General features: G+C 72.1%; 14 protein-coding genes. 3 read left to right on the forward strand and 11 right to left on the reverse strand.

The features are described from left to right. Positions 1-53: 53 nt before the first annotated feature. From ACWFRJ_RS42655 to ACWFRJ_RS42665, 3 genes are all read left to right on the forward strand, one after another. Complete coding sequence (locus ACWFRJ_RS42655; protein WP_453544123.1) at positions 54-2,870, forward strand: AAA family ATPase; 2,817 nt, start codon at positions 54-56, stop codon at positions 2,868-2,870. 264 nt (positions 2,871-3,134) lie between these two features. Then, positions 3,135-3,506 (forward strand): nuclear transport factor 2 family protein, encoded by a 372-nt coding sequence (locus ACWFRJ_RS42660; RefSeq protein WP_453544125.1) that lies wholly within the window; start codon positions 3,135-3,137, stop codon positions 3,504-3,506. Positions 3,507-3,646: 140 nt separating this feature from the next. Beyond that, on the forward strand, positions 3,647-5,089 hold the full coding sequence (locus tag ACWFRJ_RS42665; protein WP_453544127.1) for a tryptophan 7-halogenase: 1,443 nt from the start codon (positions 3,647-3,649) through the stop codon (positions 5,087-5,089). 23 nt (positions 5,090-5,112) lie between these two features. Here ACWFRJ_RS42665 and ACWFRJ_RS42670 read toward each other — a convergent pair whose 3' ends face one another. The 11 genes from ACWFRJ_RS42670 to ACWFRJ_RS42720 form a co-directional block, all read right to left on the reverse strand. Then, positions 5,113-6,018 (reverse strand): GHMP family kinase ATP-binding protein, encoded by a 906-nt coding sequence (locus ACWFRJ_RS42670; RefSeq protein WP_453544129.1) that lies wholly within the window; start codon positions 6,016-6,018, stop codon positions 5,113-5,115. Then, entirely contained in the window at positions 6,015-7,502 is a 1,488-nt protein-coding gene (locus ACWFRJ_RS42675) for a lyase family protein (RefSeq protein ID WP_453544131.1), read from the reverse strand. The genes ACWFRJ_RS42670 and ACWFRJ_RS42675 overlap by 4 nt, the downstream gene beginning before the upstream one ends. Next, positions 7,493-9,115: a condensation domain-containing protein gene (locus ACWFRJ_RS42680; RefSeq protein WP_453544133.1), complete on the reverse strand. Its 1,623-nt coding sequence runs from the start codon at positions 9,113-9,115 to the stop codon at positions 7,493-7,495. The genes ACWFRJ_RS42675 and ACWFRJ_RS42680 overlap by 10 nt, the downstream gene beginning before the upstream one ends. Next, positions 9,112-12,294 (reverse strand): non-ribosomal peptide synthetase, encoded by a 3,183-nt coding sequence (locus tag ACWFRJ_RS42685; RefSeq protein WP_453544135.1) that lies wholly within the window; start codon positions 12,292-12,294, stop codon positions 9,112-9,114. The genes ACWFRJ_RS42680 and ACWFRJ_RS42685 overlap by 4 nt, the downstream gene beginning before the upstream one ends. Positions 12,295-12,344: 50 nt before the next feature. After that, a complete protein-coding gene (locus ACWFRJ_RS42690; RefSeq protein WP_453544137.1) occupies positions 12,345-13,493 on the reverse strand; it encodes a glycine amidinotransferase in 1,149 nt (382 codons plus the stop codon). 58 nt (positions 13,494-13,551) lie between these two features. Continuing rightward, a complete protein-coding gene (locus ACWFRJ_RS42695; RefSeq protein WP_453544139.1) occupies positions 13,552-14,853 on the reverse strand; it encodes an aminotransferase-like domain-containing protein in 1,302 nt (433 codons plus the stop codon). Then, positions 14,850-16,220, reverse strand: coding sequence for a (3,5-dihydroxyphenyl)acetyl-CoA 1,2-dioxygenase DpgC (gene dpgC, locus ACWFRJ_RS42700; RefSeq protein ID WP_453544141.1), 1,371 nt, complete (start codon positions 16,218-16,220; stop codon positions 14,850-14,852). Before dpgC ends, ACWFRJ_RS42695 begins: the two co-directional genes overlap by 4 nt. Then, the gene (gene dpgB, locus ACWFRJ_RS42705) at positions 16,217-16,942 is read right to left on the reverse strand and encodes an enoyl-CoA-hydratase DpgB (RefSeq protein WP_453544143.1); all 726 of its coding nucleotides are present in this window, start codon (positions 16,940-16,942) and stop codon (positions 16,217-16,219) included. The genes dpgC and dpgB overlap by 4 nt, the downstream gene beginning before the upstream one ends. 20 nt (positions 16,943-16,962) lie before the next feature. Then, the gene (gene dpgA / locus ACWFRJ_RS42710) at positions 16,963-18,087 is read right to left on the reverse strand and encodes a 3,5-dihydroxyphenylacetyl-CoA synthase DpgA (RefSeq protein ID WP_453544145.1); all 1,125 of its coding nucleotides are present in this window, start codon (positions 18,085-18,087) and stop codon (positions 16,963-16,965) included. A gap of 51 nt (positions 18,088-18,138) precedes the next feature. Then, complete coding sequence (locus ACWFRJ_RS42715; protein WP_453544147.1) at positions 18,139-19,020, reverse strand: TauD/TfdA dioxygenase family protein; 882 nt, start codon at positions 19,018-19,020, stop codon at positions 18,139-18,141. 68 nt (positions 19,021-19,088) lie between these two features. Next, positions 19,089-20,021 (reverse strand): sulfotransferase domain-containing protein, encoded by a 933-nt coding sequence (locus tag ACWFRJ_RS42720; protein WP_453544149.1) that lies wholly within the window; start codon positions 20,019-20,021, stop codon positions 19,089-19,091. Positions 20,022-20,110 lie beyond the last annotated feature (89 nt).

A 20,110-nucleotide genomic window follows, 5' to 3' on the forward strand; every position in this document is an offset into this window, starting at 1 on the left:
TCGGTATCGCTACGTCGGGCGCCCACGACCAAGAGCCGGCGGCCGGGCAGGACTTGCCGCGGCTAGTCGAACGCGAGCGTGAGACGGCGGTCCTGCGCGACCTCGTCCGGCGGACCGCCGCGGGGCGCTCCGGTCTCGTCATGATCAAGGGGCCGGGCGGCATCGGCAAGACGGCCCTCCTGCGGGCCCTGGCCCAAACGGCACAGCGACGTGGCCTGCGCGTCGTGGAGATGGCGGGGGCCGGTAAACGGATACTCCGCTTCGGCGCTCCGGGGGCCCCGTCGGACCCCACGGCCGTCGGCGGTCACGCATTCGAGGGGGCAGGCTGGTCCCGGGCCACGGCCGGGCAGGCACGTGTTCCGTTCTCCTGGCCCGACGTCGCCGCGCCGACCCTGCACGGTCCGCTCCTGTCGTATCGGCAAGTGGTGGGTTCCGCTACGGCGACGCGTCCCACGCTTCTGTCGATCGACGACGCCGACCGGGCCGACCTCGAGTCGATCCGGGCGCTCGTGCGTCTCCTGCGCACCCGGCACGATCTGCCGGTCCTGCTGGCCCTCGGCTGGCGTGACAGCGAGGAGCCGGCCGCGCCCATGGAATGGGTGACCCGCTCGATGCTCGAGGCCGTCAGGCCCCGGCCCTTGACCGAGCCTGGCATAGGTACAGTCGTGGGCCGGCTGACGGGGAGCGCCGTCGAGGCCGGGTTCCGGGCGGACTGCCTGGCTGCGACCGGCGGCAACCCCGCATTGGTGACGGGGCTGGTCGCCGGGTTGCGCAGGCTGGGCCGGCCGCTGACGAGCGCAGGACTGGCGGCCGCGAGCGAAGGCGACATCCCGGTGTTCGGTCGGCGGGTGAGACGTCTCCTGCACGGGCAGTCCCCCGTCTCCGTACGTGCCGCGCGGGCCGTGGCCGTTCTGGGCGAGCGGACACCGACCACGACCGGGGCCGGTCTGGCGCAGGTGGAGACGACCGCGTTCACCCGTTCCCTTCGCCGGCTGGAGGCGGTCGGGCTGGCACAGGCGTCCGCCGCGGACGCCTGGTCCCTCGCGCACCGCGCCGTCCGGAACGCGGTCCTGACGGGCACCCCACCCCGGATCCGCGCGGACCTGCACGGCCGCGCCGCCCGGCTGTTGCACGACAGCGGAGCACCGGCCGCCGGCATCGCCGAGCACCTGCTCGAGTCCCCGGCCGCAACACGAGAGCCGTGGGCGCGGACCGTACTGCGGGAGGAGGCCCGCACGGCGATGCTCCAGGGGGCGGCGGACCGCGCGGTGGAACTACTGAGGTCCTGTGTCCCGCACGGCCACGAGGACACCTGCGACCCGACCCTGGTGATGGAACTGGGCGTCGCCGAGGGCCGGGTGGACGCGCAAGCCTGTATCGGTCACCTGACGTCCGTACTGGACCGCCCGACCGATCCCGACCTGCGTCTGACGGCGCTCAGCACACTCGTCGGCGCCTTGACCCGCACGGGCCGGATGGGACGCGCGGCAGAGCTGCTGGCGATGCAGGACACCGGTTCGCCCTCCGGACGGGCGCGTCTCCAACTGCTGGAGGCGGACATGCTCATAGCCGCGACCGACAACCTCGACGCCTGCACGAGCCTCCTCGAAACGGCCTCCCCGCGCCTGGACCTGCCCGGCGCGACCCCGGAGGAGCGAGCCCTCCTCGCGGGCCGTGCCTTCATCGCGATGAACCGGACGGAGCACCTTCCGCAGGCCCTGGCCGCGGCGAACCGGGTGGTGCAGGCCGCCACTCCCCTCACCGACTCCGCCCTCACCCTGGCCGCTGCGGCCGCCACGCTGACGTACGCGGACCGGCCCGCCGACGGCGCCCACATCTACCAGCAGCTTCTGGAAGGCGCCGACACCGTGCCCGACCGACTGCGCGCCGGGCTGCTCGCCCTCGACGGTGAGGCCGCCCAGCGGCTGGGGCGACTCGACCGCGCGCTCCGATCCACGGCCGAAGCCCTGGAGTCGACGCCCGGCGCGCAGGTCACCCACCACCAGGCGCTGGCGCTGGCGATCCGGCTGCACGCGCTGCTCGACCGGGGTGACGTAGCGGCGGCCGACGCCCTGGCCGGCACGGTGCCGCCGGACACGGTCGACGACGCCTGGCAGTGGAGCGAGTTCCTTGGTGCCCGCGGGCGCCTTCGGCTGGTCCAGGACGATCCCTGGGCCGCAGTGGCGGATCTTACGGAGTGCGGCCGCCGACAGGACCTGTGGCAGCGGACGAACCCGGCCGCTTCCCCATGGTGGTACTGGGCCGGACACGCCCACCTGGCGGTCGGCGACCGTGCCGAGGCCCGGCGTCTCGCCACCAGGGCTGTGGATCTGGCACACGCCGCCGACTTCCCCGTCGCCCTGGGCACGGCACTGGAGTTGCTGGCCTCCGCGGGCGACGAGCAGGGGCGGCTGCAGTTGTTCGCGGACGCGGAGAGCGTGCTGGCTCGCAGCGGCGCCGCGCTGTCGCTGGCGCGGACCCGTGTGGCCCGCGGTCGTGCACTGCTGCGGGCCGGGCATACGAACCAGGCCCGGACGGTGCTGCGCCGGGGGTGGGAGGAGTCCCACGCGCTCGGGGCCCGCAGTCTCCACGACGAGGCGCACGGTCTTCTGCTCAGCGCGGGGGCGCGGCCCAGGAGCGCGGCGTCCCGCAGGTCGGGCGAACTCACCCGCAGCGAGAAGCAGGTGGCGCGGCTGGCGGCGACGGGGCGGACCAACCTGCAGATCGCGGAGGTGCTCTTCGTGACGCGCCGCACGGTGGAGCTACACCTCACCTCCGTCTATCGCAAGCTCGGCCTGTCGGGGCGCAAGGAGTTGAGGAGCGCGCTGAGTCGGCTGCAGACCGCCGCCCGCAGCGAGACGAGGGCCTGAGGGCCGACGAGCGAGACGAAGGCCTGAGGGCCGACGCCGGTGTGAACGCCCGCCGTCACGGACCGTAACTTCCTGCCCGCCGGACTGCCCGAACGCAGCGAACGGTGTCTACTTTTCCAGGAGTCGCGGAGCCAGGCCGTTCGCCTGCTGCCCTCCGGGTCCGCCCCCGCACAGGAGTCGGGACCCCGCTCTCCCCCACCCCAGGCGCCGGTTCGGCTCCCCGTCGCACGGAGCGCTGAGCGCCTTCGACCGGAAGGAAACGGCATGACCGCTTTCGAGGTGGAGCAGATCGCCGAACGGGTCCACCGCTACTACGCGTTGGTGGACGACGGAGACGTACAGGGAGTCGTCGGGCTCTTCGCCGAGCGTGCGGTGTACGAGCGGCCGGGTTACGACCCCATCGTCGGCCGGGAGGAGCTCGACGCCTTCTACAGAGGTCAGCGGGTCATCGACAGCGGGAGTCACACGGTGGTCAAGCTCGTGGTCGGCCCTCACGACGCCGCTGTCGAGGGCGGGTTCCGCGGAACGCTGAAGGACGGCAGCGAGGTGGATCTCAGGTTCGCCGACTTCTTCCGGCTGGACGACGACCTGCTCTTCGAGGTCCGCAACACGTACTTCTTCTCGCCGATGGTGTGAGCGCGGGGCGCCCCGCGTAACGGTGGCTCACACCGATGCTCCACCGGTGACGGCCCGCGAGGCTTCCGTGCGGACGACCTCGTAGTGGTCGCCGCCGGCCGTTCACGTCGGCCGGTTCCCCTCGGTCGGAAGGCCCCCCTATGAGCAGTACCGGCGATTCGGAATCGGCAGAGTCGTTCGATGTGATCGTCGTCGGAGGCGGCCCCGCCGGGTCGTCGGCCGCGACGTTCGTGGCCATGCAGGGCCACCGGGTCCTGCTTCTGGAGAAGGAGAGTTTCCCCCGGCACCAGATCGGCGAGTCCCTGCTGCCGTCCACGGTGCACGGGATATGCGCCCTCCTCGGTGTCTCCGATGAGCTGCACAGTGCCGGGTTCACGAAGAAGCGTGGCGGCACGTTCCGTTGGGGCTCCAACACCGAACCGTGGTCCTTCGACTTCGCGCTCTCCGAGAAGTTCGCGGGCCCCACCTCGTTCGCCTACCAGGTCGAGCGCATGAAGTTCGACCAGTTGCTCCTCGACAACGCCCGGCGCAAGGGCGTCGTGGTCCGTGAGCGCTGCGCGGTCCGCGACGTCCTAGAAGACGACGGCCGGGTGTCCGGGGTCCGTTACCAGGGCGAGGACGGCGTCGAACGTGAGACGCGCGCCCTGTTCGTCGTCGACGCCTCCGGCAACCAGAGCCGGCTGCAGGGGCGCATCGGCGGCCAGCGACGCTACTCGGATTTCTTCCAGAACATCGCGCTCTACGGCTACTTCGAGGGCGGCAAGCGGTCCCCCGGGCCGAACAAGGGCAACATCACGTGCGTCGCCTTCGAGTCGGGATGGTTCTGGTACATCCCGCTGACCGAGACGCTCACCTCGGTGGGCGCGGTGGTGCGCAAGGAGTGCGCGGACCGGGTCCGGGGCGATGGCGGCGAGGCGCTGGCCGCGATGATCGCCGACTGTCCTCTCGTCGCCGACTACCTGTCCGAGGCCGAGCGCGTGACCGAGGGGCCCTACGGCGAGGTCCGCGTGCGCAAGGACTACTCGTACCTGCACGAGACCTTCTGGCGCCCGGGCATGACGCTGGTGGGCGACTCGGTGGGCTTCATCGACCCCCTGTTCTCCTCGGGCGTGCACATGGCCACCTTCAGCGCGCTGCTGGCCGCGCGTTCGATCAACACCGTGCTCCGTGGCGAACTGGAAGAGGAGGAGTGCTTTGGAGAGTACGAGGCCAGGTACCGCGCGGAGTACCAGACCTTCCACGACTTCCTCGTCAGCTTCTACGACGTCACCCGCGACGAGCAGCAGTACTTCAGCGATGCCCGGCGCGTCACCCACGACCCCGCGCCCGGTGCCGGGGCATTCGTCGGTCTGGTCGGCGGCGGCGCCTCGGACGACACGGCGCTGACCTCCAGCTCCTACCGGGACCAGCGCAAGAAGGACCTGCGCCAGCAGTCACGCGACGTCCACTGGGAGGGACACCGCATCCAGATGCAGGCCGCCTTCGGCGAGCCGGCCGACGACGCTCCAGCCGTCAAGGACGGTCTTGTCGTCTCCCAGGACGGCATGCACTGGACGAAGAGCGCGGAGTCCGCTCCGGTGTGACCGGTCCGGTCCCCCCTCTCCGTCTACCGGTCCGCGGCGGCCGACCGGTAGACGGAGAGGGTTCCGGGGAGCGCGGCGCAGGCGGAGCGCGCCGCTTCGAGCCTCTCCTGGTGCCCTTCGTCCGTGGCGTCCAGCAGGAGGCCGAGCATGGTGCCGCTGTGCGTGCAGACCACGCCGGGCGCGCCCAGGCGTTCGGCGATGCTGGTCATGGCGTCGAGATTGCGCTTGGGCAGCCGGCGCTGGTTGAGTACCGCGCTGCGTGTGGTGACGGCGCCGACGGCGCGCAGGTCCGCGGCGCGGACGGCGTCGGCGAGCTCGCCGACGAGCCGCGCGTATTCGTGCCCCAGCGCGGAAGGAACGTGCCAGGGGCGCCGGTTGTGGGCAACGGTGTCGAGATGTCCGCCCTCGTCGACGGCGACGACGGTGACGGGCGGCAGCACACCGAGGCGCGCGCGGAGCCGAACGGCCCGGTGTTCGAAGACGACGACGCCCGAGTGCATGACCCCGTCAGTGGGTTCGACGGGGCGCAGCCAGTCCTCGACGGCGGCCGGCGAGGTGTCGAGGCCGAGTACGGCGCCGACACTGCGGGCCGTCGCGACAAGGTCGGCGGAGGAGCTGGCGAGGCCCTTGCCGACGAGCAGGTCGCTGTCCAGGAGGAGGGTCCCTCCTCCGCCGGCTCCGTGCGTGTCGAGCATGGCCCGCGCCAGCGTGAGCGACTTGGTCTTGTGCGCGGGGTAGACGTGCAGCGGGCCGTGCCGGTCGTAGCGGAACCGGGCGCGGCTGCCGAGGCTGATGGGGAGGGTGACGAGGAAGGCCGTGCCGTCGGGCAGGACACCCTGGAGGAGTTCCCCGAAGGTGCCGGGGGCGGATCCGGCGTCCTCGTCGATGTCCACGGCCACCCGGCGGGCGACCGCCTGCGGCCCGGTCATACGGGGCTCCGCGCGGTCATGGGGGTGTCGAGCAGCCCTGCCGCCGCGTTCCGGCGCGCGGTCCGGCGCGCCCACTCGGCGTCGAGCCGGTCGAGTTCGCGCTCCTCGTCGGCGAGGAGTTCCCCGACCCGGTCGGGGTGGGTGGAGCCCGCCGATTTCTTGGCGTGCAGTCCGCGGTCGACGTCGAAGGACTCGGCGAGCAGTTCGGCGGCCGGTTCCGCCTCGTACCCGGACTCGGCGGCGCAGGCGCGCAGCAGGTCGGCGTCGGGCCGGTCGGCGCGCAGCCCCTGTTCGACGGCGCGCTTGACGTAGCGTCCGGCGACGATCTGGGCGGTGCGCCAGGGGATGCGGCAGTCCAGGGTGAGGCGGTTGGCGAGGGTGAAGCCTCCGAGGTGGTCCTCGGCGCAGGCGGTGCGCATCCGGTCGGTGTGGTAGGTGACGCCGGTGACGACGGCGTGGGTCAGGCGCAGCAGGGAGCGCATGGCTGCGGCTTGGGTGTGCAGGTGGGCGCCGGTCTCCTTGGACACCTCGACGGTGTTGCTGTAGGGGGTGTTGCGCTGTCCGGCGACGAGGTCGGCGGCCCGGCCGACGACGTGGGCGCAGCGTCCGCGGATGCGTTCGAGTACGGGGAAGTTACGTTTCTGCGGCATGGCGGCGGAGATGCCGGCGAGGTCGTCGGGCAGGTCGAGGAATCCGAGGCCGCTGCCGCTCCAGGTCATGAGGTCGGTGGTGAAGCGGCTCAGGACGGCGGCGTAGCCGGCGAGGTCCGTGGCCATGGCTGTGGTCCAGGTGCGGGAGGCGACGCCGACCAGCGCGTGCGGCTGGGCGCGGGCGAAGCCGAGGTGGGCGGCGAGTCGGGCGCGGTCCCAGGGCAGTTCCTGCCCGGCCATGGCACCGGATCCCAGGGGGCAGGAGTCCGTCTCGTCGTAGGTGTGCAGCATGCGGCGCAGTGCGGCGTTGGTCTCGGCGGCGAGGGCGGCGAGGTGGTAGCCGGGGGTGATGATCTGTGCGGCCTGGCCGTGGGTGTAGCCGGGCATGGGTGTGTCGGTGTGGCGGGCGGCGAGGGCGGTGACGGCCCGTCCGAGTTCCAGGAGGTCCGCCGCGATGGCGGTTAAGTTGGTGCGGGCGGCCATGAGTTGGGCGCATACCTGGGCGTCGTTGCGGCTGCGGTCGACGTGCCAGGCGGCGAACGGCGGGGTGGGGCCGGACTGGACGTGGTGTTCCAGCGCGAAGGAGATGTCGGACATGTTCTGCCGGGGGTCGGCGCGTACCGCGTCGGCGTCGAGCGAGCCGAGGCGGGCGTCGAGGGCTGCCGCGCCGGGGGTGTCGACCAGTCCCATCCGCAGGTACTCGCGCAGGAGGGCTCGTTCGACGGCGACGTAGTGGGGCAGCAGGTGTTCGGCTTCGTAGGCGAACTGCGGGGCGAGCACCTCCTCGTGCCACACGTCGCTCGGTGTGCCGTCGATCCGGCCGGTCACCGCCATGCTGTCCTCCCGGGAAGGGTGCGTTTCAGGGCGGTGGCGAGTCCGGCCACCGTCGGGTCGGCGAAGAAGGTCCGCAGCGTGATGCCGCTTTCCTGTTCCGGGGCGAGGCGGGCGAGCAGGCGCAGGGCCTGGAGCGAGTGGCCGCCTGCGGTGAAGAAGTCCTCGTGGACGTCTACGGCGCCGGTGCCGAGCAGGGTCCGCCAGACGGCCGCCACCCGTTCTTCGAACGCGTCGCGAGGATCCGTCCCCGCGGGCGGCGGAATGTCCGCGGGGCGGGGGGTGTACCGCGGGGGCGTGCCGGAGAGCAGCGCGGAGAGGCGGGTGCCGGGCGCGTCCAGGAGGGTGGCGAGCAGCCGGAGGTAGTCGGCGAGCAGGGTGTCGGCGGTGGAACGGTCGAAGAGGGCGGCGTCGTAGACGAGGCGGACGCCGGTGCCGGCGACGTCGAGAAGGAGGTCCTCCTCGCAGGAGGAGACGGGCGGGCCGAGAGCGCCGTCCGGTGTGTGGTTGAACGCCAGCTGGTAGAGGGGCGGTACGCCGGGCAGGCGCGGCGCCGCGAGGAGCTCGACGAGGCTCTGGAAGGCGATGTCGTACGGTTCGTCGGCCCGGACGGCGGTGGTGGTGCGGCGGACGAGTTCGGTGCCGTCGGGGTCGCCGGAGAGGTCGGTCCGCAGGACGCGCATGTTGACGAAGGTGCCGACCATCGAGCGGGTCGCGGGGTCGTCGCGCCCTGCGACAGGCAGGCCCACAGCGACGTCGTCGCTGGCGGAGTGGTGGTGGAGCAGGGCGGTCCAGGCGGCGAGGAACAGCATCACGGGCCGGGTGCCGTGGTGACGGGCGACGCCGGTCAGGGCGGCGGCGGTGCCGACCGGCAGGGCGGTGCGTACCTCGGCGCCTCGGAAGGTGCGGGAGGACGGGCGCGGTCTGTCCAGCGGCACGGTGTGCACGGGCGGCAGTCCGTGCAGCCGGGCCCGCCAGTGGTCGGCGGGCGCGTCGGCTCCGGTCCGCCCGCGTTCGCGCCGTGCGTAGGCGCCGTAACCGAAAGGGAGCCGGGGCAGGCGGGGGTCGCGTCCTTCCTCGGCGGCGGCGCAGAGTTCGGTGAGTTCGGCGTGGACGTGGAACCCGGAGGCGGTGTCGTACACCGTGTGGTGGGCGGCGAACACCACCGACCAGGCTCCCTCCCCCAGGTCGAGGACGGCCGCGCGCCACTGGGGTGCCCGGTGCGGGTCGAACGGGCCGCGGGCCAACCGGGCGCGCAGGGAGCACCGTTCCTCGGCCTGTGCGGCGTGGTCGTACCCGCTCAGGTCGATCAGCTCGATCTGCGGCTCCGGGCAGGGGTGCACCTCCTGGCAGAGCCGTCCGTCCACGGTGCGCAGGACGGTGCGCAGGGGCTCGTGGCGGTTCATGACCACGTGGAGGGCGTGCACGAGGTCGTTCCCGGTCACGGCCGCGTGCAGGGGAAACTCGTCGACGGCGCAGTAGGTGGGCGGGTCGTGGGCCAGGCGGGAGGCCAGCCAGGCGCGTTCCTGGGCGTACGTCGCCGGCAGGACGACCGGCCCGGCCGGGTCGCCGGGTGCGGACCGGTCGTCGCGGACGGCGGGGCCGGGACGCGTCACGACGCTCCGCCGTCGCCGAGCGGCAGGACGTGGCCGGGCAGTTGTACCGGGTCGCCGAGGACGACGGCGATCTCTCGGTCGCCCTCGTACGGTTCCCGGGCGTGGGCGGTGCGGATGTTGTCGACGAGGAGGACGTCGCCCTCCTGCCAGGGCTCCCCCACGGTGAACCGGTCGTATACGGCGTTGATCTTCTCGATCGTGTCGTCGGTGACGGGGGTGCTGTCGCCCGCGGCGGTGTCGAAGGGCAGTCCGTCGGGGCCGTACACGTCGGTGAGGTACTCCCGGATCGCGGGTTCCAGGGTGCGGCCGTTGAGGAAGGCGATCTGGTTGAACCAGCCGGGCACCCCTGTGCGGGGATGGGCCACCACGGCGGTGCGGCGCTGGCGGGTGACCAGGCGGCCGTCAGGGAGCCAGGTGTTGTCGACGGCAGCTTCGGCGCAGTAGGCGTCGACCGACGTCCGGTCGGTGCTGCCGAACGCCTCGGGCCAGGAAAGCCCGACGTCGTGGTAGGCGCGGCGCAGCAGCCAGCCGTGCTCGGCGAAGGGGGCGGTGAGGTCGGTCGGGAGCGCGGTGAGGACCTGCTGGGAGTCGGCGACGGTGGTGCGGCCGCCGCTGTCGGGTGCGGTGAGGCACGCGAAGAGCAGGGTGCCGGGGACGGTGGCGGCGTGGCTCAGCTCGTGGTGCATGCACATCGGATCCTCGGCGGGCCAGTGGCTGCCGGAGTACACGCCGGGTGCGAGGGCGGTGCGGGGCGCGAAGCCCTCCCGCTCCGTCAGTGGTTCGATGCCGAGCGCGGTGGCGACGCGTACGACGTCGGCGGGGGTGCGGGCGCCGACGCCGCGGAGCATGACGGCGCCAGAGGCGGCGAGGGCGTCCAGGGCAGCGGCGCGGTGCACGGCGGCGCGCGCGGCGGGGTCGGGGTCGGCGGTGCGGGCGTCGAGGACGGGCAGCGGGGCAGGACCCTCGGCGGGGCGGGCCAGGGCGGGGGCGGACTTGCTGTCCAGCAGGGCAGCGACGTCGGCGACCGTGGGGGTGTCACGAAGTTCGGCGACGGTGACCCGGCGTTCGAGCTCGATGGCGAGGCGGATCGCGGAGAGCGAGGTGCCGCCGAGGTCGGTGAAGCGGCTGTCGCGTCCGATGCGCTCCTTAGGCACGCGCAGCAGCCGTGCCCATACGTCCGCGACCCGCCGTTCGGTGGCGGTGTCGAGCTTCGGCGCGCCGGTACCGCCGCTCCCCCGGGCATGCGCACTGTCGCGGGCGCGGGCGGTGAGGGCCTTCTTGTCGATCTTCCCGTTGCCGGACAGCGGGAGTTCGCGGAGGTGGTGGAGCCTGGACGGCACCATGTAGTGGGGCAGGGAGGTGCCGAGGACCCGTGCGGTCTCTTCGCCGTCGGGGGCCTCCTCGCCCGTGTAGTAGGCGACGAGTTGGGGGTCGTCGTCGGTGCCGGCGACGACGACGGCGCCGTCGCGGACGCCGGGGGCCTGGAGCAGGCGGTCCTCGATCTCGCCGATCTCTATGCGGAAACCGCTGATCTTCACCTGGTCGTCGCGCCGCCCGAGGTACTCCAGTTCGCCGGACGGGACCCTGCGGCCGAAGTCGCCGGACCGGTAGAGGCGTTCGGCGGGACGCAGGGGGTCCTGGCGGTAGACGGCGGCAGTGCGGTCGGGGTCGTTGACGTAGCCGCGGCCGACGCAGACGCCGGCGATGACGATCTCGCCCGGGGCGCCGTCGGGGACGAGGTGGAGCTGCTCGTCCATGACGTAGACGCGGCAGTTGCGGATGGTGTCGCCGAGCGGCACGGAGGGGTGGTCCGGCACACTGCGCATGACGCCGTGGTGGGAGTCGTCGCTCACCTCGGTGAGGCCGTAGCAGTTGACGAGGGGAACGCCGGGGGCCCTCTCGAACCAGCGGCGGACCAACTCCTTCTTGAGCGCCTCCCCGGTCACGGCCATGACCCGCAGGTACGGGAGAAAGGCACGGTCCCGGGCGACCTCGGCGAGCACGAGTTCGAGGTAGGTGGGCACGAGTTGGAGCACCTGGACACCGTGGTGGTCGACGAGGTCCACGAACCGGCCGACGTCGAGCACGACCTCCTGCTCGACCAGCAGCACGCGGCCGCCGACGAGGAGGGGCGAGACGAGCTGCCACAGGGAGATGTCGAAGCACTGCGGTGCCGTCTGCCCGACGGTGTCGCCCTCCTGGATTCCGAGGTCCTCGATCTTGGCGTACAGGTGGTTGAGGAAGCCGTCGTGCTCGCACATGGCGCCCTTGGGCTCGCCGGTGGACCCCGAGGTGAAGTACACGTAGGCCAGGTGGTCACCCGCCACGGCCACTCCGGGGTCGTGCGTGGGTCCGTCGCCTCGGGCGAGATCCTCGACGCTCATCCGGCAGACCACCGTGTCGCGGCCGCTCAGTGCCTCGTCGAGGGACGGCACGCCGGAGTCGGCGAGCACCCAGCGGCACCCGCTGCGGTCGAGGGTCCTCGCGATGCGCGAGGCGGGGAATCCCGGTTCGAGCGGCAGGTAACAGCCACCTGCCTTGAACACGGCGAGCACCGCGGCGGGCCACTGCGCGTGGCGTTCGGTGACGACGGCCACCACGTCCTGCGGGGCCAGTCCCTCCCGCAGCAGCGCCCAGGCGATCCGGTTGGCCTCGTCGTTGAGTTCGCGGTAGGTGCGGGTGGTGGTCCCGTGCACGACGGCCACGGCGTCGGGATGCTGCCGGACGCGCTCCTCGAAGAGTTCGTGGAAGCGGCGTCCGGGCAGCGGCCGTACGGGGCCCGCGCCGCGTGCGACGACGGCCTCGGTCTCCTCGGGCGAGAGGAGTCCGTGCCGGGTGTGCGGCTGGTCGGGATCCGCCGCCATCAGGTACAGCGCGCGCGTTTCGTACCGGCCGAGGCGCTCCGCGGTCGTACCGGCCGTCGCCGACGCGTTCGCCCAGGCCTCCTCCGCCTCCGCACGTCCCGCGTCGGTGCCCACGTGGCGCACCAGGTCGCGCCAGGAGGCGTCGGGGACCGGCGAGGCCATGCCCAGCAGCACCGAGGCGACCTTCAGGCGTACAGCGAGCCGTACCGAGGCACCGTCCGCCGCGCACGCGTGGGCGAGAGCCGCGACGGCATCCTCCGGCCGGGCGGGCGGCGCCGGCTGCCCGGCGACCGGGTCGGGTGCTGTTTCCTGCATCGGGACGCTCCTGCTGATCGATGAACCGGTACACGGACGGGGCGGCATGCTCAGGCCAGGTAGTCCTCGGCGCCGCCGGTGCGCACCGTGTCGAGGGTGAAGCAGTGGAAGCCGCCGCCGAACAGACGCCGGTGCCGGTGGCGGACGGGGACGACGGTGAAGCCGTGCTTCTCCAGGGTGGCCATGAGGGTCTTGCAGGCGTCGTTGACCATGACGGTGTCCTCGTCGACGGAGAGCACGTTCAGGTCGATGTAGGGGCTTGCCGGGATCGGGTCGTCGTTGGCGTACTGGGGGTAGTCGTCGGTGCCGGGCGGCGGCGGGACCACGACGTCCCAGCCGCGCAGGGCCTCGGGCAGGTAGTCGACGACGCCCGGGTCGCGCAGCAGCAGAGTGCCGGGACGCAGCGGGACCACGACGGAGTCGATGTGGCTCTGGGTCAGTTGGTCCATGCGGTGCACGCGGAACCGTCCTTCGAGGTGGCGTCGGAGCCAGTCGAAGGCGAGGGCGTGGTTGGCGTTGGAGACGTTGACGATCAGGTCGCGCCCCAGCCGCAGGCAGTTGGCCCCGTCGATCATCGGCTCGAGGCCGACGTCGTACGGCGACGGCTTCGGGTCGAGGGGGACTTCGATGTTCGGGGCGGCGTGGGCGACGTTGGCCGGGTCGAAGGAGTGGTCGGTCATCATCGGGCGCGGCATGACCGTCCAGCGGGCGCCGCCGCGGAAATACTCCAGGAAGACCGGTTTGAGGAACTGGGTCTCGAAGTAGCGGTCGTGCAGCATGGGCGGGGTCTCGATGATCTCGTCGCCCATGATCAGGGTGTTGTCGCGCAGGTTGAGCGGGGGTGTGACAGCGGCCTCGAAGGCGGGGGTGGCGACCCGGGTCGCCTCCGGGGCGGGCGGCAGCGGCCGGTGCACCGTGACGCCGAGCGCGGTGAGTTGTGCGGCGATGCCTTCGACGTCCTCGACGAGTTCGCCGAGGAAGTGCTCCTTCTGCGCGAGACGGTGGGGGCTGTTGCGGTCGCGGCGTTCCTTGCTGTCGCGCCAGGTGGAGATGGAGGGGTAGTAGCCGCGGGCTCCGGAGAGGTTGTCGCTGATGAACATGTCGAACGACATGTCGCGCACCCGGTCGAGGTAGCCGTCCGCCGAGCCCAGGACGACCTCCTTCAGCGGGGTGAAGTCGTCGTAACTGTTCAGGCGCATCGGCGGGGGCCTTTCGTGGGGCGTTGGGGGGTGACGGCCCGCGTGCGGTGACCGCCCGTCATCCTGCGGCCTCCTTGGTCAGGAAGCCCGCGAGGCGCCGCACGCCGGTCTCGATCCGGTCGGGCTCCAGGTAGCTGCACGACAGCCGGATCTGCCGGTCGCCGCTGTCGGTGAGGGAGAACTGCCGCATCGGCGTCCACAGCACGCCGTACTGGGCCGCAGAAACCTCCAGGAGCGCATGGTCGGCGGGCACGGGCAGGTCGACGCGGACGAAGAAGCCGCCGGGCGGCCGGTGCCAGGAGACTCCCGGCGGCATGCCGTCGGCCAGGTGGCGTTCCAGGGCGTCGGTCAGCCGGGCGAGGTTGGCCCGGTAGCGTTCGGCCTTGCGCCGGGCCAGCGCCCGCAGGGAGCGCCCGTGTTCCAGGAGCAGGCCGCCGACGACGGCCTGGGAAAGCGGTGAGGTGTTGACGGTGACCATCGTCTTGAGGTCGGCGAGTTCCTGTGCGAGTGACCGTTCGCCGGTGTGGTGGCAGACCCGCTGGTCGGCGACGGCGTAGCCGACGCGTGCGCCGGGGAACCCGACCTTGGCGAACGTGCCCACGTGTACGACGCGGCGCCGGGTGTCGAGAGCCTTGAGGGCGGGCAGGACGTGGTCCTCGCGAGCGGTGAAGGCGTAGGCGTTGTCCTCGATCAGGAAGAGGTCCTCGCGCTCGGCCAGGTCGAGCAGGGCGAGCCGGGCGGCGAGGGGCATGCGGGCGCCGCCGGGGTTGGAGAAGTCGGGGGCGACGTAGCAGGCGCGGACGCGGCGGCCTTGGGCGCGGGCCTGGCTGCAGCGCGCGGCGAGGTGGTCCACGTCGAGTCCGGCGGCACCTTCGCGGACGTCGGTCACGGGGATCTCGAGGAGCCGTGCGGCGCCGACAACGCCCGGGTAGCACGGGTCGGCCACGGCGAGCAGGTCGTCGGCGCCCCGGTACAGCGCCCGCAGGGTGAGCAGAATGGCCTCCTGGGCGCCCACGGTGATCACAACGTCGCCCGGTGCGGCGTCGATGTCCTGGTCGGTGCGCAGCGCCTCGGTCACGAGGTCGTTGATGAGGCCTTGGGCGGGCCCGTACTCGTAAAGCATCCGCTCGGCGCGGGAGGGGTCGAGGCCGCGGTCGGTGCGCAGGTGGGAGAGGAAGCGGTCGGTCAGGGCACGCAGGTCCAGGCCCTGGGCGAAGTCGGGGTGGGGGGCGCCGGGTGCGAAGGAGATGGCGTCGGGGTGACGGCCCATCACCTCGTTGAGGAAGCCGATGGCGCCGAGCACCGGGTCCTCGAGGGAGCCGTGCAGGTCCGCCTCGTAGAGGTCGGGGGCGCCTGTCATGTCCGGCTCCCTCGTGCGGCGCGCCGCCGTTCACGCTCCTGCCAGCGCCGTTCGACCTTGTCGAGGACGTCGGGGGCGTAGGCGCGGTCCGCCTGGGCGAAGGCGAACTCGGCGAGGTACGTGCGGAAGTGGTCGAGGGGTTCCTCGGCGAGGGTGAGCATGCGCCGGTTGGCGGCGACCGCAGGGGCGCAAAGGCCCGCCACGGCACGTTCGACCGCCTCGTCCATGCGGTCGGCGGGCACGACCTCGTCGTAGACCGTGGCGGCCTCCGGGTCGGTGGTGGCGATCCTGCGTCCGCCGAGCACGATCTGCCGGGCGAGGCGGGCTCCCGTCTGCCGGGTGAGGCGGAGGTTGCCCACGCCGGGCACGATGCCCTCCTCGGCGGCGGGCAGGCTGACGTAGGCGCCTTCCTCGGCGACGACGTGGTCGAGGGCGAGCAGAAGTTGCATGCCGCCGCCGATGGCGAAGGTGTCGACGGCCCCGATCCACGGTTTGGTGACGCCCCGTTCGCTCCCGGCGCCGGGGGCCGGGTCGGTCAGAAGGCCGTGGAGGAGCTTGTTGACGTAGCCGAGTTCGCGGCCGAGGAGGAAGTCGACCAACGGGATCCGGCCGTCGCGCAGGTCGGTGAGGTCGACGCCGGCGCTGAAGACGCGCCGCCCGCGGTAGGCGGGGTGGTCGACGATGCCGCCGCGCAGGACGCCGACACGGACCGTGTCGTCGAGCAGGACGAGGTCGACGGCGGTGTCGAGGTCGGCGATGAGCCGGGCGTTCTCGGCGTTGAGCCGGCGGGGGTTGCGGAACTCGACGTGGGCGGCGGTGCCGCGGCGTTCGACGTGGACGGTGTCCAGTTCGGCTCGGCCCTCGGCGCGGAAGCCGTCCAGGAGCTCCAGGGCGCGGGGGGTGGGTCCGAGCATCGTCTCCACGAGGTGCCTGCCGGCGGTGGGCGAGCGCAGTACGGCACTGCAGAACCGGCCCTGGTCGATCTCGCGGCCTTCCTTCTCCGCCTGGGCGAAGCGGCGTTCGACGGCCATCTGCTCACGGGTCGGCACCAGTCCGGGCACCCGGCCGGCGGCGGCGTCCACGAGCTCCGGCAGCCTGCGTCGGCGAGTCAGGCCGTCGGTGAGCAGGTCGTAGACGGTCTCGGAGTGCCGGGAGAGGAAGTCGCGGCGGACGCGGCGCACCTCGGCGTGGACGGTTGCGGCGCGGGCCCGCTCGCCGGTGGACCGCCTCGGTACCGACGGCAGTGCCGCGAGGGCCTGTTCGGCTTCGGCGGCGCACTCGGCGAGCTGTCGTGCGTCGTCGTCGAAAACGCCGGTGAGACCGGCGGGAGTGCCGGTGGAGGCGCGGTGGGAGGCCTGGGTGGTCATTCCGCCGCCTCCGTGCGCTCAGGGCCGTCATGGCCACTGCCGGACAAGCGCCGCAACTCGCGGTCGCAGGCGGCCAGATGGATGCCGAGCGCGTCGTCGTACTCGGCGGTGGCGGCCTCCTCCAGGAGTCGCCGACGGATGCGGGTCTCCCGGTCGGAGAGCCGGCCGCGCAGCACGGCCGCGGTGTGGACGGCTTCGTCGAGGTCCTCGCTGACCTGGTCGACGATGCCGAGTTCCGTGGCGTCGTGGAGTTCGATGGCGGAGTCCCACAGCACGATGCGGCGGGCGCGGGCCAGCCCGATGTGCTGCACGAGCCGGTACAGGGTCATGCCGGGCCAGAAGTGCCCCTCGTTCACCGGCAGCATCAACCGCAGGTCGGGGCCCGCGATCCGGTAGTCCGCAGCCAGCAGCAGGTCGAGCACCGGTCCGCCGCACGTGCCCTCGACGACGGCGATGTTGACGTGGTCGAGCTGCTCCAGCCTGCGCAGGGCGCGCTCCCAGCGTTTGACCTCCTGGATGGAGGCTGCGCCGGGCCACTCGCGGGGCTGGAGGGGCGACGGCGTGTACCGCACGACCACAACCGCCCGTTCGCGCTGTTCCGCTGCCTGTTCGCAGACCGCGTCCAGTGCCGCGGTCAGCTCGGGCAGCGCACTGCCGCCGTCAAGACGGACCAGGATGCCCAGTTCCTCGGGCAGTCCCGTCCGGTCGCGTCCCGTCTTCATGGTCGCAACAGCTCCTTTCCTCACCAGCGCACCAGGGCCGTCTCGATGGTCGAGCCCGGCCCCATCGTCATCAGGACACCGAGGTCGCCCGCAGCGGCGGCCTTCTCGTCGCGCAGCCGCTCGTAGGAGAACAGGAACGATCCGCTGGAAAGGTTGCCGTGGTCGCGCAGCACCCCGGTGGTGTGCCGCACGTCGTGCCGGGACAGTTCGAGGTTCACCCGGATCGCGTCGATGACCTTCTTGCCGCCGGAGTGCACCACCCAGTGGGCGATGTCCCCGGTGCGCAGTCCGGTGCCGTCGAGGAGGCGGGAGACCGCGGTCTCGGCGTGGGCGCCGACGACGTAGGGCACGTCGGCGTCGAGGTAGAAGCTGAACTTGCCGTGCGCGTCGTCCCAGTCGTAGCGCATCGCGGCGACGGCCTCGGGAATGATGTGGCTGGTGAACCTCAGCAGTTCCGGGCCGGGCGGCGGCGCCTCGTCGTCGGGGCACGCGGGTGCGCGGACGGCGACGGCGGCCGCACCGTCCCCGAACAGGCTGTTGACCACCGAGGAGCGCATCGTGCCGTCGAAGACGTAGGCGGCGGAGCATGCCTCGACGCAGACCATGAGGGCGAGTTCACCGGGGTGTCCGCCGGTCCAGCCCGCGACGGCGTTGAGCGCGTTGAGCCCGGCGTTGCAGCCCATGCCGACGACGTCGAGGCGCTGGCAGGACGGATGGATGCCGAGGTCCCTGATGAGCAGCGCGGACAGGCCGGGCGTCAGCAGTCCGGTGGAGGTGACGCAGCACAGGTAGCGGATGTCGGCGAGCTCCGCGCCGGAGTCGGCCAGGCAGCGTTCGACGGCCTCCCGGCCCATTCTCAGCCCTGTCTCGGTGTGTTTGCGCAGCAGGTCGCCCTGGGACTCCTCGACAGGCCTCCCGTCGGGGCCGATCGGCGGCAGGGTGAGGTTGCGGCGCTCGATGTTGCCGCCGAGGAAGACGGAGCGGATGCGGCGGTCGGTGATGCCGAAGGTGTCGAGGACCTCCCGCTGGGTGTACGAGACGGGCGGCACGGCGGTACCGACACCGACCAGTCCCGGTGTTCCGGCCGCTGCTCGCCCCGGCGGCTGCCGGGGTGCCCGGTCGACCGGTTGTTGGGTTCCGCGCACGTCTTCCTCCGTGGGGCGGGTGGGCTGGTGGCGATGGCCGAGAGGGCTCGCTCAGTAGCCGACCTTGGCGTTGATGCGGCGCGGGTAGTAGCGCTCGTCGCCGTTGCGCCGGTACTCGGGCCGGCGCTGGGCGTTGCTCGACGGCAGGTCCCCGTTGACCGTGACGCGCTGGCCGCGGCGGTGTTCCTGGTAGTCGTTGATGGCGATGTGCTGGGTGACGCGGTTGTCCCAGAGGGCCACGGTGTGCGGGTTCCAGCGGTACCGGAGGGTGAAGGCCGGCTGCTCGGAGTGCTCGAACAGGTGCTGCAGGACGGTGTCGCTCTCCTGCCGGGTGAGTTGCGGGATGTGCGAGGTCCACATCCGGGTGACGTAGAGCGACTTGCGTCCGGTCACCGGGTGGACGCGCACGACGGGATGCTCGGCGGACATCTCGACGACCGGCGGGATCTTCAGGACGTGGACGGCGGTGAGGCCTTCGAGCAGCTCGCGGAACGGCTCGGAGAGCGTCTCGTACGCCCGGTACTGGTTGCTCCACATGGTGTCGCCGCCCGCGGAGGGGGTGTCGATGAGGTGCAGGATCGACGCGATCGGCGGGCTGGGGCTGAAGCTGACGTCGATGTGCCACTCGTCGGCCTTGCCGCCCTTGTCGGGCTGGATGACCGTGATCTCGGGGTGATCCTCGAGCTTGGGCAGGAAGGGGTGGACCTCCACCTCGCCGAAGCGCCGGCCGAACGCCACGTGCCCCTTGGGGGTCAGCTTCTCCTGGTCCGGGAAGAACAGCACGAGGTGTTCGAGCATGAGCTCGTGGATGCGGTCGAACTGGGCGTCGGTGAGGTCGTTGAGCTCGATGCCGCGGACCTCGGCGCCGAGGGCGCCGGCGACGCGGCGGATGTCGAGGTCGGTGGCGGGCTGCGGTGCTGCGGACGAGGGCACAGCGGGGGTCTCCTTCGAGCGGTGACGGGGGCGGCGGGGCGACGCGTCGGCGGGGAGCCGTCGGGGGCTCACGGGCGGGCGCCCGCCGCTGCGCCGTGCAGCCAGTCCAGGAACGGCTTCGGGGCGAGGGCGCCGACGCGCTCGTGGTAGGCGTCGAGGTCGTCCTCGGTCAGGACGTCGCGGGCGCCGCCGGATTGTCCGGCCCGGAAGAACTGCACGGGGTCCGCGAGGATCTCCTTGTCCGGCGCCAGGTGGGCGGCCTTCCCCTTCATCTCGTCGAAGGTCGCCGCCCGTACCAGCTCGGGCCGGGCGGACTCGTCCACGGTGATGCCCAGCCACTCGGCAAGGGCCGACATCTGGCCCTCCAGGTCGGCGCACAGGTCGTCGTAGTGCAGCAGCCTGACGTTCGGCTCCTCGCGCCGGTTCCAGGCGTCGAGCGGGTGGTGGAGTTCGGCGGCGGCCACGTCCTGTTCCCAGGCGTCGGATTCGCCGGCGCGGCACCAGTTGAGCAGGTACTCGCGGGCCGGCGGGAGCGTGAGGGAGGCCGGGCCGGAGTACTCGGTGGAGTCCTGGTCGCTGTTGAAGGCGTGCAGCCACTCGGCGCGGACGTTGGCGGCCTGGTGGTACATGGACAGGGCCCGGTCGAGGGGGTGCCGGGCGACGACGAGGTAGCTGACGCGCGGGTCGAGCGGGAGCCCGTCGAGCGGGACGTGCGTCTTGAGGACGCGGCGGTGCTCCTGCTCGGCGAGCTGCGCGTACATCTGGTCCTGCGGGGTGAAGAGCTGGTCCAGCCACGGCGACAGGGTCGACAGCGGCTTGGGGAGTTCGGGGGTCTGGAAGATGAGAAGCGCGCAGATCATCTGCACCCAGGTCGTGCCGGACTTCGCCGGGCTGCTGACGACGATGTCTCCCTCGCGCAGCGGGAAGTCGTTCCAGCGGGCACTGTCCTGTTGCGGCGACTTGTACCGGAGCGGCACTTGAGTCTGAGTTTGATCACCCATGGCGACATCCCTCACAAGGGAACGGAGAGGCAGCGGATTCGGTCACAATCTGCCGTGGCGGGCCGTCGAACGGCATCCACGTTCACCAC

Source organism: Streptomyces sp. NPDC055239 (assembly GCF_053606205.1).

Excerpts from the sequence above, each read along its gene's own strand:
- ACWFRJ_RS42660 (WP_453544125.1), top strand. The coding sequence starts at position 3,135 with ATGACCGCTTTCGAGGTGGAGCAGATCGCCGAACGGGTCCACCGCTAC.
- ACWFRJ_RS42665 (WP_453544127.1), top strand. The coding sequence starts at position 3,647 with ATGAGCAGTACCGGCGATTCGGAATCGGCAGAGTCGTTCGATGTGATC.
- ACWFRJ_RS42670 (WP_453544129.1), bottom strand. The coding sequence starts at position 6,018 with ATGACCGGGCCGCAGGCGGTCGCCCGCCGGGTGGCCGTGGACATCGAC.
- ACWFRJ_RS42675 (WP_453544131.1), bottom strand. The coding sequence starts at position 7,502 with ATGGCGGTGACCGGCCGGATCGACGGCACACCGAGCGACGTGTGGCAC.
- ACWFRJ_RS42685 (WP_453544135.1), bottom strand. The coding sequence starts at position 12,294 with ATGCAGGAAACAGCACCCGACCCGGTCGCCGGGCAGCCGGCGCCGCCC.
- ACWFRJ_RS42690 (WP_453544137.1), bottom strand. The coding sequence starts at position 13,493 with ATGCGCCTGAACAGTTACGACGACTTCACCCCGCTGAAGGAGGTCGTC.
- ACWFRJ_RS42695 (WP_453544139.1), bottom strand. The coding sequence starts at position 14,853 with ATGACAGGCGCCCCCGACCTCTACGAGGCGGACCTGCACGGCTCCCTC.
- dpgC (WP_453544141.1), bottom strand. The coding sequence starts at position 16,220 with ATGACCACCCAGGCCTCCCACCGCGCCTCCACCGGCACTCCCGCCGGT.
- dpgB (WP_453544143.1), bottom strand. The coding sequence starts at position 16,942 with ATGAAGACGGGACGCGACCGGACGGGACTGCCCGAGGAACTGGGCATC.
- ACWFRJ_RS42720 (WP_453544149.1), bottom strand. The coding sequence starts at position 20,021 with ATGGGTGATCAAACTCAGACTCAAGTGCCGCTCCGGTACAAGTCGCCG.